General features: G+C 74.6%; 13 protein-coding genes and 1 riboswitch. Of the genes, 4 read left to right on the forward strand and 9 right to left on the reverse strand.

Annotated elements, in window-relative coordinates; genetic code table 11:
* Positions 1-13: 13 nt before the first annotated feature.
* Positions 14-640, forward strand: coding sequence for an HD domain-containing protein (locus tag ACI79Y_RS02730; protein ID WP_457157017.1), 627 nt, complete (start codon positions 14-16; stop codon positions 638-640).
* On the opposite strand, the gene ACI79Y_RS02735 is transcribed toward ACI79Y_RS02730, so the two are convergent.
* Positions 612-887 (reverse strand): DUF4031 domain-containing protein, encoded by a 276-nt coding sequence (locus ACI79Y_RS02735; RefSeq protein ID WP_457157018.1) that lies wholly within the window; start codon positions 885-887, stop codon positions 612-614. The two genes, ACI79Y_RS02730 and ACI79Y_RS02735, sit on opposite strands and share 29 nt — an antisense overlap.
* Positions 888-918: 31 nt before the next feature.
* Between ACI79Y_RS02735 and ACI79Y_RS02740 the strand changes: the two genes are divergently transcribed.
* Positions 919-1,914, forward strand: coding sequence for a Gfo/Idh/MocA family protein (locus ACI79Y_RS02740; RefSeq protein ID WP_457157019.1), 996 nt, complete (start codon positions 919-921; stop codon positions 1,912-1,914).
* On the opposite strand, the gene ACI79Y_RS02745 is transcribed toward ACI79Y_RS02740, so the two are convergent.
* The gene (locus ACI79Y_RS02745; protein ID WP_457157020.1) at positions 1,872-2,705 is read right to left on the reverse strand and encodes a DUF72 domain-containing protein; all 834 of its coding nucleotides are present in this window, start codon (positions 2,703-2,705) and stop codon (positions 1,872-1,874) included. The two genes, ACI79Y_RS02740 and ACI79Y_RS02745, sit on opposite strands and share 43 nt — an antisense overlap.
* A 24-nt stretch (positions 2,706-2,729) precedes the next feature.
* Between ACI79Y_RS02745 and ACI79Y_RS02750 the strand changes: the two genes are divergently transcribed.
* Positions 2,730-2,957, forward strand: coding sequence for a VOC family protein (locus ACI79Y_RS02750; RefSeq protein ID WP_457157021.1), 228 nt, complete (start codon positions 2,730-2,732; stop codon positions 2,955-2,957).
* 182 nt (positions 2,958-3,139) lie between these two features.
* Here the strand turns inward: ACI79Y_RS02750 and groL are convergent, their stop codons facing one another.
* The 3 genes from groL to thrC all read right to left on the reverse strand — a co-directional run bounded on the left by groL (position 3,140) and on the right by thrC (position 6,749).
* A complete protein-coding gene (gene groL, locus ACI79Y_RS02755; protein ID WP_457157022.1) occupies positions 3,140-4,771 on the reverse strand; it encodes a chaperonin GroEL in 1,632 nt (543 codons plus the stop codon).
* 273 nt (positions 4,772-5,044) lie between these two features.
* A complete protein-coding gene (locus ACI79Y_RS02760) occupies positions 5,045-5,245 on the reverse strand; it encodes a cold-shock protein (protein WP_457157023.1) in 201 nt (66 codons plus the stop codon).
* Positions 5,246-5,447: 202 nt separating this feature from the next.
* Positions 5,448-6,749, reverse strand: a complete 1,302-nt coding sequence (gene thrC / locus ACI79Y_RS02765; RefSeq protein WP_457157024.1) for a threonine synthase — start codon at positions 6,747-6,749, stop codon at positions 5,448-5,450.
* Positions 6,750-6,761: 12 nt separating this feature from the next.
* A riboswitch (SAM riboswitch) is annotated at positions 6,762-6,889 on the reverse strand.
* 58 nt (positions 6,890-6,947) lie between these two features.
* Between thrC and ACI79Y_RS02770 the strand changes: the two genes are divergently transcribed.
* Positions 6,948-7,781 (forward strand): HAD family hydrolase, encoded by an 834-nt coding sequence (locus tag ACI79Y_RS02770; RefSeq protein ID WP_457157025.1) that lies wholly within the window; start codon positions 6,948-6,950, stop codon positions 7,779-7,781.
* On the opposite strand, the gene ACI79Y_RS02775 is transcribed toward ACI79Y_RS02770, so the two are convergent.
* From ACI79Y_RS02775 to ACI79Y_RS02790, 4 genes are all read right to left on the reverse strand, one after another.
* A complete protein-coding gene (locus tag ACI79Y_RS02775; protein WP_457157026.1) occupies positions 7,778-8,647 on the reverse strand; it encodes an ABC transporter permease in 870 nt (289 codons plus the stop codon). The two genes, ACI79Y_RS02770 and ACI79Y_RS02775, sit on opposite strands and share 4 nt — an antisense overlap.
* Positions 8,644-11,502 (reverse strand): alpha/beta fold hydrolase, encoded by a 2,859-nt coding sequence (locus tag ACI79Y_RS02780; RefSeq protein ID WP_457157027.1) that lies wholly within the window; start codon positions 11,500-11,502, stop codon positions 8,644-8,646. Before ACI79Y_RS02780 ends, ACI79Y_RS02775 begins: the two co-directional genes overlap by 4 nt.
* Positions 11,503-11,552: 50 nt before the next feature.
* Positions 11,553-12,968 (reverse strand): LytR C-terminal domain-containing protein, encoded by a 1,416-nt coding sequence (locus ACI79Y_RS02785; protein ID WP_457157028.1) that lies wholly within the window; start codon positions 12,966-12,968, stop codon positions 11,553-11,555.
* A gap of 200 nt (positions 12,969-13,168) precedes the next feature.
* Positions 13,169-13,498 (reverse strand): DUF3263 domain-containing protein, encoded by a 330-nt coding sequence (locus tag ACI79Y_RS02790; protein ID WP_457157029.1) that lies wholly within the window; start codon positions 13,496-13,498, stop codon positions 13,169-13,171.
* Positions 13,499-13,503: the final 5 nt, after the last annotated feature.

The raw sequence follows: 13,503 nt of genomic DNA on the forward strand, positions 1-13,503 counted from the left end.
CAGACTCGGGGACGTGGCGGGCGTCGGGTTCGAGGAGTGGGCGGCGCTGGCCGGGGACTCCCCGACCTCGCGCACCGAGTGGGCCGCGGTCGTCGGCGCGTGGAGCGAACCGCACCGCCGCTACCACGACGTCGCCCACCTGGCCGCCGTCCTCGGCATCGTCGACCGGCTGGCCGCGCACGCTCCCGACCCGACCGCCGTCCGGCTGGCCGCCTGGTACCACGACGTCGCCTACGACCCGGCTCGCAGCGACAACGAGGAGGTCAGCGCCGCCCGGGCCCGGATCGGGCTGCTCGGGCTGGTGCCGGAGGAGACCGTCGCGGAGGTGGAGCGGCTGGTGCTGCTCACCGCCGGGCACGACCCGGCCGACGACGACGCGAACGGCGCCGTGCTGTGCGACGCCGACCTCGCCGTGCTGGCCGGCCCACCCGAGTCCTACGCCGCCTACGCGTCGGCGGTGCGGGAGGAGTACGGGCACCTCTCCGACGCCGAGTTCACCACCGGCCGGATCGCGGTGCTGGAGCACCTGCTGGCGCTGCCCGCGCTCTACCGGCTGCCTGAGCTGGCCGCCGGGTGGGAGCCCCGGGCACGCGCCAACCTGACCGCCGAGCTCACCCTGCTGCGCGCGCGTTCTTCCTGACCCGCAGCCCGGCGGCCAGCAGCCGGGTCAGCAGCTCGCGGCAGCTCACCGGCTCGGCGCCGGCGGCGACCGCCCGGTCGTACAGCTCCTCGGGGACGTCGTAGTGGTCGCCCTGGAACGCCCGGCGCGGGATGTCCAGGTGCGCCGCGACGAAGACGTGCAGCTCGTCGTAGCCGGTGTCGCTGACCAGGTGCGACCACCGCTGCCCGCGCCACGGCCAGACGGGGGTGTCGATCAGCAGTGCCACCCGGACAGTCTGCCCCGGCTACGGTCAGGGCGTGACTGAGGAGATCCGCTGGGGCGTCGTCGGGCCGGGCCGCATCGCGGAGAAGGTGGTCGAGGACTTCGCCGTCGTCGACGGGGCCCGCGTGGTCGCCGTCGCCTCCCGGTCGCTGGACCGGGCGCAGGGCTTCGCCCGCCGGCACGGGCTGGAGCGCGCGCACGGCTCCTACGCCGAGATCCTCGCCGACCCCGAGGTCGACGTGCTGTACGTCGCCACCCCGCACCCGCAGCACCACGCGGTGGCCCTGGGCGCCATCTCCGCGGGCAAGGCGCTGCTGGTGGAGAAGGCGTTCACCGCGACCCTCGCCGGCGCCCGCGAGATCGTCGACGCCGCCCGGGCCGCGGACGTCTTCGTGATGGAGGCGATGTGGACCCGGTTCCAGCCGGCCGTCGTCCGGATGCGGGAGCTGATCGCCGACGGCGCGATCGGTGAGGTCCGCTCGGTGCAGGCCGACCTCGGGGTGGCCCGCGAGTTCGACCCGGCCGACCGGCTGTTCGCCCACGAGCTCGGCGGCGGCGCGCTGCTGGACCTCGGCGTCTACGTCGTCTCCTTCGCCCAGCAGGTGCTCGGTACGCCGGACACCGTGGCCGCCACCGGCTCCACCTTCGCCACCGGGGTGGACGCCGAGGCGTCGCTGCTGCTCGGCTGGGCCGACGGCCGCTCGGCGACGCTCACCACCTCGCTGCGCAACGCGCTGCCCGGGCAGGCACGGGTGTTCGGGACGGCGGGCTGGATCGACGTGCTCCCCCGCTTCCACCACCCGCAGACCATCGTCCTGCACCGCGCCGGCGCCGAGCCCGAGGAGATCACCCGCCCGCAGACCGGGGCCGGCTACAGCCACGAGCTGGCCGAGGTGACCGCGTGCGTGCGCGCCGGGCGCGGTGAGAGCGCCGTCATGCCGCTGGCCGACACCCTGGCCGTGATGGGCGTGCTGGAGCAGGCCGCCGGTCAGCTCGGCGTGGCCTTCGCCGAGGACCGCGCCGTCCTCTGACGCGGCGGCGGCGCGGGCGGCCAGGCCGCGCCGCTCGCCTGGGCCGTCGTCGGCACCCGGGTGTGCGTGCCCCCACCGGCCCGGACGGCGTCGGCGAAGATCACCGCGTCGCGGGTGGCGGCGCCGCCGGGGTCGTTGTTGAAGTAGACGAGGACGTCGTCGGCCCCGTAGGTCTCGCTCAGCCGCTGCGCCCACAGCTGCAGGGTCTCCGGGCGGTAGTCCCAGCCCTGGGCTCCGGTGTGCAGGCGCAGGTAGCCCCACTCGGCGGTGCGCCACAGCGGGGTGATCGGCTGCTCGGCCCGGTCGGCCCAGCACAACGCCGCCCCGTACCGCTCCAGCAACCCGCGGACCTCATCGGTCCACCAGCTCTCGTGCCGCGGCTCGACGGCGACCCGGGTGCCGGCGGGGAACTGGCCCAGGCACTCGTTGAGCAGATCGACGTCGGCCTGCAGGGTGGGCGGCAGCTGCAGCAGGACGGCGTCCAGCCGGTCCCCCAGGCCGGCGACCCGGTCCATCAGCCGCGCCACCGGCTCGGCGGGTTCGCGCAGCCGCTTGAGGTGGGTGAGGAACCGGCTGGCCTTGACCGCCCAGCGGTAGTCCGGCGGCGTCCGCTCCCGCCAGCGCTCGAAGGTCTGGCGCTCGGGCAGCCGGTAGAAGGCGTTGTTGCTCTCGACGGTGGCGAAGTGCTCGGCGTGGTGCTCCAGCCAGAGCCGCTGCGCGAGCTTCGGCGGGTAGAAGCGCCCTCGCCAGTCGCGGTACTGCCACCCCGACGTCCCGATGATCACCGTCACCGACGGGCCCTACCCTGCCCACCCATGAGCGACTCCCCCGGAGCCCCCGCCCGGTTCCTGGACCTCTGCCTCGACGCCCACGACCACCAGGCGCTGGCCGACTGGTGGTGTGCGGCGATGGGCTACGTCTGGCGCGACCCAGGGGACCCCGACGTCGCCGGGCCGGTGCTGATCGTCGACCCGTCGGGGGCCGGGCCGCGGATCTTGCCCGTGATCATCACGGCCTCAGCGGGGTCTCATGCCCGGCGATGACCCCCGTCAGCGCGAGGTGATCACCGACGCAGTGGCCCGGGAACGCCGACAGGGGCGGCCCCGCGAGTGCGGGACCGCCCCTGCCGGGCAGTGCTGGTGGTGCTGGCGCCGTTCTGGAACGGCCCCCCTCGCAGGGTCCCGGGGCGCGCGGAGCGTGTCCCGGGGGGCGAGGGGGTCCTTTCTCAGAAGTCCATGCCGCCCATGCCGCCGTCGCCGGCACCGGCCATGGCCGGGGCGTTCTTCTCCGGCTTGTCGGCGATGACGGCCTCGGTGGTGAGGAAGAGCGCCGCGATGGAGGCGGCGTTCTGCAGCGCCGAGCGGGTGACCTTGGCCGGGTCGATGATGCCGGCCGCGATCAGGTCCACGTACTCGCCGGTGGCGGCGTTGAGGCCGTGCCCGGTCTCCGAGTTGCGCACCTTCTCCGCCACGACGCCGCCCTCGAGGCCGGCGTTGACGGCGATCTGCTTCAGCGGGGCCTCGAGCGCGACGCGCACGATGTTGGCACCGGTGGCCTCGTCACCCTCGAGGTCGAGCTTGTCGAACGCGACGGCGGTGGCCTGCGCCAGGGCGACGCCACCACCGGCCACGATGCCCTCCTCGACGGCGGCCTTGGCGTTGCGCACCGCGTCCTCGATGCGGTGCTTGCGCTCCTTGAGCTCGACCTCGGTCGCGGCGCCGGCCTTGATGACGGCGACGCCACCGGCCAGCTTGGCCAGGCGCTCCTGCAGCTTCTCGCGGTCGTAGTCGGAGTCCGACTTCTCGATCTCGGCGCGGATCTGGTTGACCCGACCCTGGATCTGCTCGGCGTCGCCGGAGCCCTCGATGATCGTCGTCTCGTCCTTGGTGGTGACGACGCGACGGGCGCGGCCCAGCAGGGAGATGTCGGCGTTGTCGAGCTTGAGGCCGACCTCCTCGCTGATGACCTGACCACCGGTGAGGATGGCGATGTCGGCGAGCATGGCCTTGCGCCGGTCACCGAAGCCGGGAGCCTTGACGGCGACCGACTTGAAGGTGCCGCGGATCTTGTTGACCACCAGGGTCGCCAGGGCCTCGCCCTCGACGTCCTCGGCGATGATCGCCAGCGGCTTGCCGGACTGCATGACCTTCTCCAGCAGCGGGAGCAGGTCCTTGACCGAGGAGATCTTGCCGTTGACGACCAGGATGTACGGGTCGTCGAGCACGGTCTCCATGCGGTCGGTGTCGGTCACGAAGTACGCCGACAGGTGACCCTTGTCGAAGCGCATGCCCTCGGTGAGCTCGAGCTCCAGGCCGAAGGTGTTGCTCTCCTCGACGGTGATGACACCTTCCTTGCCGACCTTGTCCATCGCCTCGGCGATGAGCTCACCGATGGCGGTGTCGGCGGCGGAGATCGAGGCGGTGGCCGCGATCTGCTCCTTGGTCTCGACGTCCTTGGCCGTCGAGAGGAGGTACTCGGAGACCGAGGCGACGGCCTTCTCGATGCCCTTCTTCAGGGCCATCGGGTTGGCGCCGGCGGCGACGTTGCGCAGCCCCTCGCGGACGAGGGCCTGGGCGAGCACGGTGGCGGTGGTGGTGCCGTCACCCGCGACGTCGTCGGTCTTCTTCGCGACCTCCTTGACCAGCTCGGCCCCGATCTTCTCCCAGGGGTCCTCGAGCTCGATCTCCTTGGCGATGCTCACACCGTCGTTGGTGATGGTGGGGGCACCCCACTTCTTCTCCAGCACGACGTTCCGGCCACGGGGGCCGAGGGTCACCTTGACGGCGTCGGCGAGGGTGTTCATCCCTCGCTCGAGGCCGCGGCGCGCCTCTTCGTTGAACGCGATCATCTTGGCCATGTGGTGATGTCCTCCATGCGTGGATCGCTGCACGGTCTGGTCCGGCGCCCGCGACGGACGACACCAGCCACGTGGACGCTCCTGCGGCCCACTGCCGGTGCCTCACCGTTCCGACCTGATTGGCACTCGACGGGGCCGAGTGCCAATTGAGAGTCTGGCACTCGACCCGTGCGAGTGCAAGAACGGGGGTCCCCCGCACACTCTTTCCGGGCCGGCCGGAACGCAGCGAGGCCCGGCCTCCCGAAGGAGACCGGGCCTCGTGTGCCGGGTGGATCAGGCGCCGCGGACCGCGTCGGCCTGCGGACCCTTCTCCCCCTGGACGACCTCGAAGGAGACCCGCTGGCCCTCGTCGAGGCTCTTGTAGCCGTCCATCTGGATGGCCGAGTAGTGGACGAAGACGTCCTGACCGCCGTCGACGGCGATGAAGCCGAAGCCCTTCTCGGCGTTGAACCACTTCACGGTGCCTTCTGCCACGTGTGCTCCCACGTTCGTGCGTGCGGTCAACCCCCCTGCGTCCGGGGGGTCGGGTCTCGCTCTTCCGCCCGTCGAACACGAACGTGGAACTCGAACCGCGCGGAACGGTACAGGACAGAAGCGTGCAGGTCACCGGTCCGTTGCGCGCGCTCCGGCAGCGTGTGGTAACGCTTCGATGACGGCCTGCCGCACGCGCCGGCCGTCAGGCGATGAGGCCCGCCTCGCGCAGCGACTTCAGCGACGGCTGGACGCGGTGCGAGGGGCCGACGACCGGCAGCAGCGGGTCGAGGGTCTTCAGCCCCTCCCCGGTGTTGAGGACGACGGTCTCCTTCGCCGGGTCCAGCAGCCCCTTCTCCACCAGCTGGCGCAGCACCGCCGTCGTCACCCCGCCGGCGGTCTCGGCGAAGACGCCGGTGGTGCGGGCCAGGTCGCGGATGCCCTGCACGATCTCCGCGTCCCCGACCCGGCCGACCGAGCCGCCGGTGCGCCGGATCGCGTCCAGCGCGTACGGGCCGTCGGCCGGGTTGCCGATGTTCAGCGACTTCGCGATGCCGGTGGGCTTGACCGGCTTGACGACGTCCCAACCGTTGTCGAAGGCGGTGGCGATCGGGTCGCAGCCGGCGGACTGGGCGCCGAAGACGGTCCACTCCGTGTCCGCGACGATGCCGGCGGTCACCAGCTCGCGCCAGGCCTTGTCGACCTTGGTCAGCAGCGAGCCCGATGCCATCGGGATGACCACCTGGGCCGGGATCCGCCAGCCGAGCTGCTCGGCGATCTCGTAGCCCATCGTCTTCGAGCCCTCGGCGTAGTAGGGCCGGACGTTCTGGTTGACGAAGGCAGCGTCCTCGAACTCGTCGGTCTCGGCCAGCTCGCTGGTCAGCCGGTTGACGTCGTCGTAGGAGCCGTCGACGGCGACCAGCGCCTGCCCGTAGACCGCCGACTGGACGATCTTGCCCGGCTCCAGGTCGCTGGGGACGAACACGTAGGAGGGCCACCCGTTGCGGGCGGCGTGCGCGGCGACCGAGTTGGCCAGGTTGCCGGTCGAGGCGCAGGCGATCTTCCGGTAGCCGAAGCCCTTGGCCGCGGTGGCGGCCAGGCTGACCACGCGGTCCTTGAACGAGTGCGTGGGGTTGGCCGAGTCGTCCTTGACCCACAGCCCGCCGGTGATGCCGAGCTCGTCGGCCAGCCGGTCGGCCCGGACCAGCGGGGTCATCCCCGGGTCGAGGGTGACGCGGGACGCCGGGTCCTGCCCCACCGGCAGCAGCGCCGCGTAGCGCCAGATGTTCTGCGGGCCGGCCTCGATCTGCTCGCGGGTGACCGCGGCGAGCAGGCCCTTGTCGTAGTCGACCTCGAGCGGGCCGAAGCACTCGGCGCAGGCGTGCTCGGCGATCAGCCCGAAGGTCGCGCCGCAGTTGCGGCAGACCAGGCCCTTGGCCGGGTTCGGGGCGATCTGCCCACCCGCCGACGAGTCGGCCTGGAGAGAACCGGGAGCGGTCAGTGTCATGCGACGACTACCTCCTCATCTTCCCCGCGTCGGGCCGTCGAGCCGCGCGGGACGGAATTGGCACCTCCTCGCCGCACGGGTGCGGCGAGCGGTTGCCGGGGCTTCGTCGGGCCGTGTCCCTCTGCCCCTCTGGATGAGTGGAACGCCGTGAGCCTACCCGGGCGGCGGCCGGGACGGCGGGACCGCCAGGATGACCGGGTGGCCGCACGCATCGTCTACACCGACCTGGACGGCACGATGGTCGGCCCGCGGGGGTCGTTCTGGCACACCGCCGGCCGGGAGCTGACCGACTCCCCCGCCGCCGCGCTGCTGGAGCTGCACCGCGCCGGGGTCGCCCTGGTGCTCGTCTCCGGCCGCACCTCCGCCCAGCTGCTGGAGGCCGCGCGCATCTTCGCCGCCGACGGCGCGATCGCCGAGCTGGGCTCGCTGGTCAGCTGGGCGGGCGGCGCGGAGAGCCATCTGCTCGCCGGGGAGCTGCCCGGGGCGTACGCCGGCCGGACACCCATGGACGTGCTCGCCGAGCTCGGCGTCGTCGAGGCGCTGCTCGCCGAGCACCCCGGCCGGCTGGAGTGGCACGAGCCCTGGCACACCACCCACTCCGCCGACGCCCTGCTGCGCGGCCGGGTGGACACGGCCGCGGTCGACGCCTGGCTGGCCGAGCGCGGCTGGGGCTGGCTGACCATGAACGACAACGGCGCCGTCCCGGCCGCCGCGCGGATGCGGCTGGACGAGGCGGCGCTGCCGCCGCACGTCTACCACCTGATGCCGCGCGGCATCTCCAAGGGCGCGGCCATCACCTGGGACCTGGCCCGCCGCGGGCTCACCGCCGACGACGCGGTCGCGATCGGCGACAGCGTCAGCGACCTGGAGATGGCCCCCGCCGTCGGCCGGCTGTGGGTGACCGCCAACGGCGCGGCGGTCGCGGGCATGGCCGAGCTGCTGGCCGCCCTGCCCAACGTCTCGGTCACCGATGCCCCGATGGGCGAGGGCTGGGCCCAGGCGGTCCGCGCCTCGCTCCCGCCGGCCGGCTAGCTCGTGACGTCCTTGCGGGCGAAGTGGTGGAACGCCAGCGCGGTGAACAGCGCCGACCAGACCAGCCCCTGTACGACGCCGCGGAACAGGTCGCCGGAGTCGACCGGGGTCTGCAGCAGATCGGTCCACGCGTAGTTGAACGCGGTGGGGAACCAGTCGCGGATCGCCCCGAGCTGCTCGACCTGCTCCAGGACGGCGAAGACGATCGTGGTGAACACCGACCCGCCGACCGCGGCCAGCGGGGCGTCGGTCACCGTGGACAGCCAGAAGGCCAGCGAGCCGACGACCAGCAGGTGCACGGTCAGGTAGCCGAGCATCCCGGCCAGCCGCAGGTACGCCGTCCCCTGGTCCAGCGCCACGCCGACCGGGGTCTGCACGTCGCCGAAGCCGAACGCGATCCCGCCGGCGACCACCGCAACCGCGACCAGCAGCAGCATCGAGCCGACCGACATCACCAGCGCGGCCAGCCACTTCTGCCGGAGCAGCCGCATCCGCGGGATCGGCGTCGCCAGTGCGTACCGCAGCGACCCCCACGAGGCCTCGCTGGCGATCGTGTCCCCGAAGAAGAGCGCGAACACGACGACCAGGAAGAACCCGGTGGTCGCGAAGAGCACGAACAGAGTGAGGTTCAGCCCGCTGGCCGAGGCGACGTCGACCAGGTTGACCCGGGTGTTCTCCTCCGCCTCCTCCGTGCCGCCCAGTTGCAGCGCGCCGATCAGGATCAGCGGCAGCGCCGCCATCAGCGCGACGACGCCGAGGGTGCGCCGGCGCTTGAACTGACGGCGCAGCTCCACGCCGAGCTGCAGGGTGCGGCCGGGCCGGTACCCGGGCGCGGCCCCCGTCGACGGAACCGTGGCGCTGCTCATGACTCCCCCACCAGTGACAGGAACGCGTCCTCCAGCCGCCGGCGCGGGGTGAGCTGGTCGACGGCGACCCCGGCCTGCACCAGGGCGCTCAGCGCGGCCGCCCGGCTGGTCGGCCCGAGGTCGACCACCAGGCCCTCGTCGGTGCGCTCGACCGGCCCCACCCCCGGGAGCCCGGCGAGCACCTCGGCGGCGTGCGCCGGATCGGCGTCGTCGGCGAGCCCGATCAGCACCGACCCACCGGTGCCGACGATCTCCTCGACCGTGCCCTGGGCGATCTTCTGGCCCTTGGCCATGACGACGACGTGGCTGCAGGTCTGCTCGATCTCGCTCAGCAGGTGGCTGGAGACGATCACGGTCCGGCCGGTCTCGGCGTAGGAGCGCAGGACGTCGCGCATGGCGTGGATCTGCGGCGGGTCCAGCCCGTTGGTCGGCTCGTCGAGCACCAGCAGGTCGGGCAGGCCGAGCATCGCCTGGGCGATCGCCACCCGCTGCCGCATGCCCTGGCTGTAGCTGCGCACCGGCTTGTCCAGCGCCGCGCCCAGGCCGGCGACCTCGATCGCCTCGTCCATGTGCGCGTCGGCCGGCGGCCGGCCGGTCGCGGCCCAGTAGAGGGTCAGGTTGTCCCGGCCGGACAGGTGCGGCTGCAGTCCGGTGCCCTCGACGAAGGAGCCCAGCCGGGACAGCACCGGCGCGCCGGGCCCGGCGGCGTGGCCGAACACCTCGATCCGCCCCTCGGTGGGCCGGATGAGGCCCATCAGCATCCGCAGCGACGTCGTCTTGCCCGCGCCGTTCGGGCCCAGCAGCCCGAGCACCTGGCCACGGCGTACCTCGAAGGAGAGGTCCCGGACGGCGACGAAGCCGTCCTTGTAGGCCTTGGTGACCCCGGTGAACCGCAGCGGCACGTCCTCGCCGTCGGCGGCGGGGGTGTCCGCGCGGCGGCGACGGCGGCCCCACAGCACCGCGGCGAGCCAGCCGAGCAGCCCGAGGGCGGCGAGCACCGCGAGCAGCACCCACCAGCGGGTCGTGCCCGCCGTGGCCTGCACCTCCCCGGCGGCCTCGGGCACCGCCAGCGCCGCGCCGCCGGCCAGGCCGACGGTGTACACCGACGCATCGGCCGGCAGGGCGTACCCCTGGTCGGTGGAGGAGACGACGACGCGCATGGTGTGGCCGGCCTCGAACCGGTGCACGATCGCCGGCAGGGTGACCGCCACCTCGGTGGGCGCGGCCGGGTCGGTGGAGACGTCGGTCAGCGCGAGCGGTGAGACCAGCCCGGCGGGCAGGACCGTCGCGCCGTCGGGGCCGACGTCGTAGAGCTTCGCGAACAGCGTGGCCGCGCCGGTGGGCGAGGAGACGGCGAGCCGCACCCGCGGGGCGCCGACCACCTCGACCGCCTCGTCCAGCTCCGCGCTCGCGAAGGCGGCGAACTGCCCGGGGACCTCCAGGGTGCCGCCGCTGAGCGCGGCGCCGATGCCACCCAGCCCGGGCACGGTGGTGAGCGCCGCCGGGCTGCCACCGGCCGGGGTGACCACCGGCTGGGTGCCGCCCTCGATCGCGACGTCGAGCCGGGTGGCCGGGTCGCCGGTGAGGCCGGGGTAGTCGTCGGCCTCGACGGTGCGTGAGCCGCCCTGCACCCGGCCGACACCGCTCCCCAGCCCGGTGGGGGCGGGGTACTGGAAACCGGCGGGGTCGACGGCGCCGTCGCGCAGGTGGGCGTCGAACCAGCCGGCCACCTGGTCGCGCAGGTCGGCGGTGACCCGGTCCGAGGCGCCGGCGTCGTGACCGCCGTCGTACCAGGTGACCTGCACGGGAGTGCCGTTGGCGGCGATGCCGCGGGCGTTGGCGTCGGCCTCGCCGAGGCCGAACAGCGAGTCCTGGGTGCCCTGGATCAGCAGCGTCGGGGCGGTGATCCGGTCCAGCACGCCCGCCGGGCTGTTCCGCTCCAGGAGGTCGGCGATCTCCGGGGTGAGGGTGCCGCTGCTGGCCGCCTCCTGGTAGGCGGCGCAGATCTCGGGGCGGAAGCGTCCGCAGGTCAGCGCCTGGGCGACGGCGGCCTGGTCAGCGCCGGCCACCTCGCCGGGCGGGCCGTTCCCGGCGGGCGGGCCGTCGCCGGTGGGCGCCGCCCCCATGCCGAAGAACAGGCCGGCCCACAGCCGCTTGAAGACCCCGGCGTCGGTGGTGCGCGGGGCGGCCGCCGGCGTGCCGGCGTCCTCGACGATGCCCGAGGCGTCGGGGAAGAGGGCCGTGCTGAGGGAGTTCCAGGTGATCTGCGGGGCGATCGCGTCGATCCGCTGGTCGTAGGCGGCCGCCAGCAGGCTGAGCGCCCCGCCGTAGGAGGCGCCGGCCACGCCCACCCGGGGGTCGCCGGCCTCGTCGAGCAGCACGTCGTCACGCTCGGCGAGCCGGTCGAGCAGGGTGCGGACGTCGGCGACCTCGTAGCGGGGGTCGTCCAGGCCGATCTGCCCGGTGCTCGCGCCGAACCCCCGCGCGGACCAGGCGAGCACGACGAAGCCCCGTCCGGCGAGGTCCCGGGCGTCGTCGGCCACCGACTGCTTGCTGCCGCCGAAGCCGTGGGCGAGCAGCACCGCCGGGGCCGGGGCGTCCGCGGTCGCGGAGGCCGGCAGGTAGAGGGTGGTGTCCAGCTCGACCGCGTCCGCGCCGCTGCCGGAGGCGATCCGGGCGTCCTCGGTCCGCACGTCCTCCGCCGCCCGCGCGGGGCTGCCGGAGCCGGCGGCCACCACGGCGACGACCGCGCCGAGGGTCAGCAGGACGACGAGGAGGGCGGTGGGGAGGGCGGCCGCCGCCGACCGTGCGCCGAGGCGCGGGCCGGGGCGCGCCGGCCCGGGAGCAGAGCGCACGAAGGCGGCAACGCGCGAGCGGCCCGGGTGGTTCCGGCCGCCGGGGTGTCTCAGGGCCGCCAGTTCCCGGTGGCGACGACGACCAGGCCGGGCGACGGCTGGCCGGGGACCTCGAAGAAGCGCGCGGCCGGGCCGGTGAGCTCGGGGAACTGCTCGATGAGCTGGCTCGCCGCCTCCTCCTGGACCGGGTCGCCGGCGGTGAAGTAGACGGTGCTGACGGCGATGTCGGAGCCCGGGTAGCCGCCGGTGCCGGCGACCTCCCAGCCGCCGCCGGAGAACTGCTCGCCGAGGTCGCCGGCCAGGCCGTTGATGGCCGTGCTGTTGAGCACCGTGATCGGGGCGCGCACCGGCCCGACCGGCACCGCCGGCGGGGTGGACACGACCTGCTCCGCCGCCGTCGTCTCCGGCTCCGCGGAGGACGGGGCGGGTGGTACGGAGCTGGTCACCGGGGTCTGGGCGGAGGTCTCCTGGGTGCCCGGCGAGGTGAACGACCAGACGCTGAGCACGGTGAGCGCGACCAGCACGACGGCGAGCGCGCCCAGCGCCGCGCGGCGGGGCAGCCGACGGGCCGCGCTCCCGCTCCCGTCGGGGGACGCGTCGACGGAGTCGGCGCGGGTCGCGCCGGCGCCCTTCTCCGCCTTGCGGCGCGCGGCGTCGGCGGCCTGGCGCTCGGCCCGCTGGGCCGCCCGCCCACCGACAGTGGCGGCGGTCTCGGGGGCTCGCCCGGTGGCCGCGGCCTCCTCCAGCGCCTCACGGCGACGGCGGGACTCGGTGAGCCGGTCCATGCCGGACGGCTCGGGCTCGGGGGCGGAGGCAGGGACAGCGGCGGGTGGCAGCGGCTCGGCGGCCGGGCGGGCGGGCGCCGAGGCCGGCGCCTGGGCCGGGGCACCCCAGGCGGACTCGGCGGGTGCGGCGCCGGAGACCCGCTGGGTGCTGTGCTGGGCCGGCGGTCCGGCCGCGGGCCGGCGCGACGGACGGCCGGCGTCGACCCGCTGCGTGGCGTCGGCAGGTGCTGCGGCGGTCGCCGCAGGACGACGGGAGGGTGCGCCGGCGTCCACCCGCTGGGTGACGTCGGCCGGGGCCGGGGCGGACGCCCGGCCGGGAGCCGTGCGGGGCGGGGTCGCCGGGGACGGTGCGACGGCCACGTGGCTGGTGGCGGGTGCGTGGCTGGTGGCGGGTGCGTGGCTGGTGGCGGGTGCGTGGGCGGGCGCGGGCGCACCGCGGCGGGCCGACGGGACGGCGGGGCGCCCGGCGACCACGGGCGCACCACCGATGGCGGTGGCCGGCCCGGTCGCGGGCGGCACGGCGGCGGGAACGGGCGGCGCGGCGTCGGTCCGCCGGCGACCGGTACCCGCCGGCGCGGCGGCGCCGGGGCGCTCCGGTGGGCGGCGGACAGCGGCGTCCCCGACGGAGGGGAGCTGGCCCTCACGGCGTCGTTCGGCCCGGCTCTGCCGGGGCATGGTCATGGCACCGTCGGTGGTCGCCGCCGGCTGGTCGGCCACACGTCTCTGGGCCGCGGCCTCTCGCCGGGCGGTGGGCTCTGGCCGGGCGCCCGGTTCGCGCCGGGAGTCGGCACGACGCCGACCGACGGCGACGTCCGTCTCCGGCTGGTTTCCGTCACCGCCTGGCGCCGCATGCCTCCCCACAGTGAGTGAGGCTAGACGGCTCAGCCGTCGCTGCCCAGGACATCGCCGTGGCGTGCTCGCTGTCGCACCGCACGCATCCTGCGCAACCGGCGTACCAGCAGCGGGTCGGCGGCCAACGCCTCCGGACGGTCGACCAGCGCGTTGAGCAGCTGGTAGTACCGGGTCGCCGAGAGCCCGAACCGCTCGCGGATGGCCGCCTCCTTCGCCCCGGCGAACCGCCACCAGTGCCGCTCGAAGGCCAGCACCGCACGGTCGCGCTCGGCCAGGCCGGCCGGCACCACATCCGCACCCGCCCCGGCGTCGGCCTCGGCAGGTGCCGGGGGGACGGCGGACGCGGTCTCGGTGCTCATGGGTG

The organism is Modestobacter sp. SYSU DS0875 (assembly GCF_054050915.1).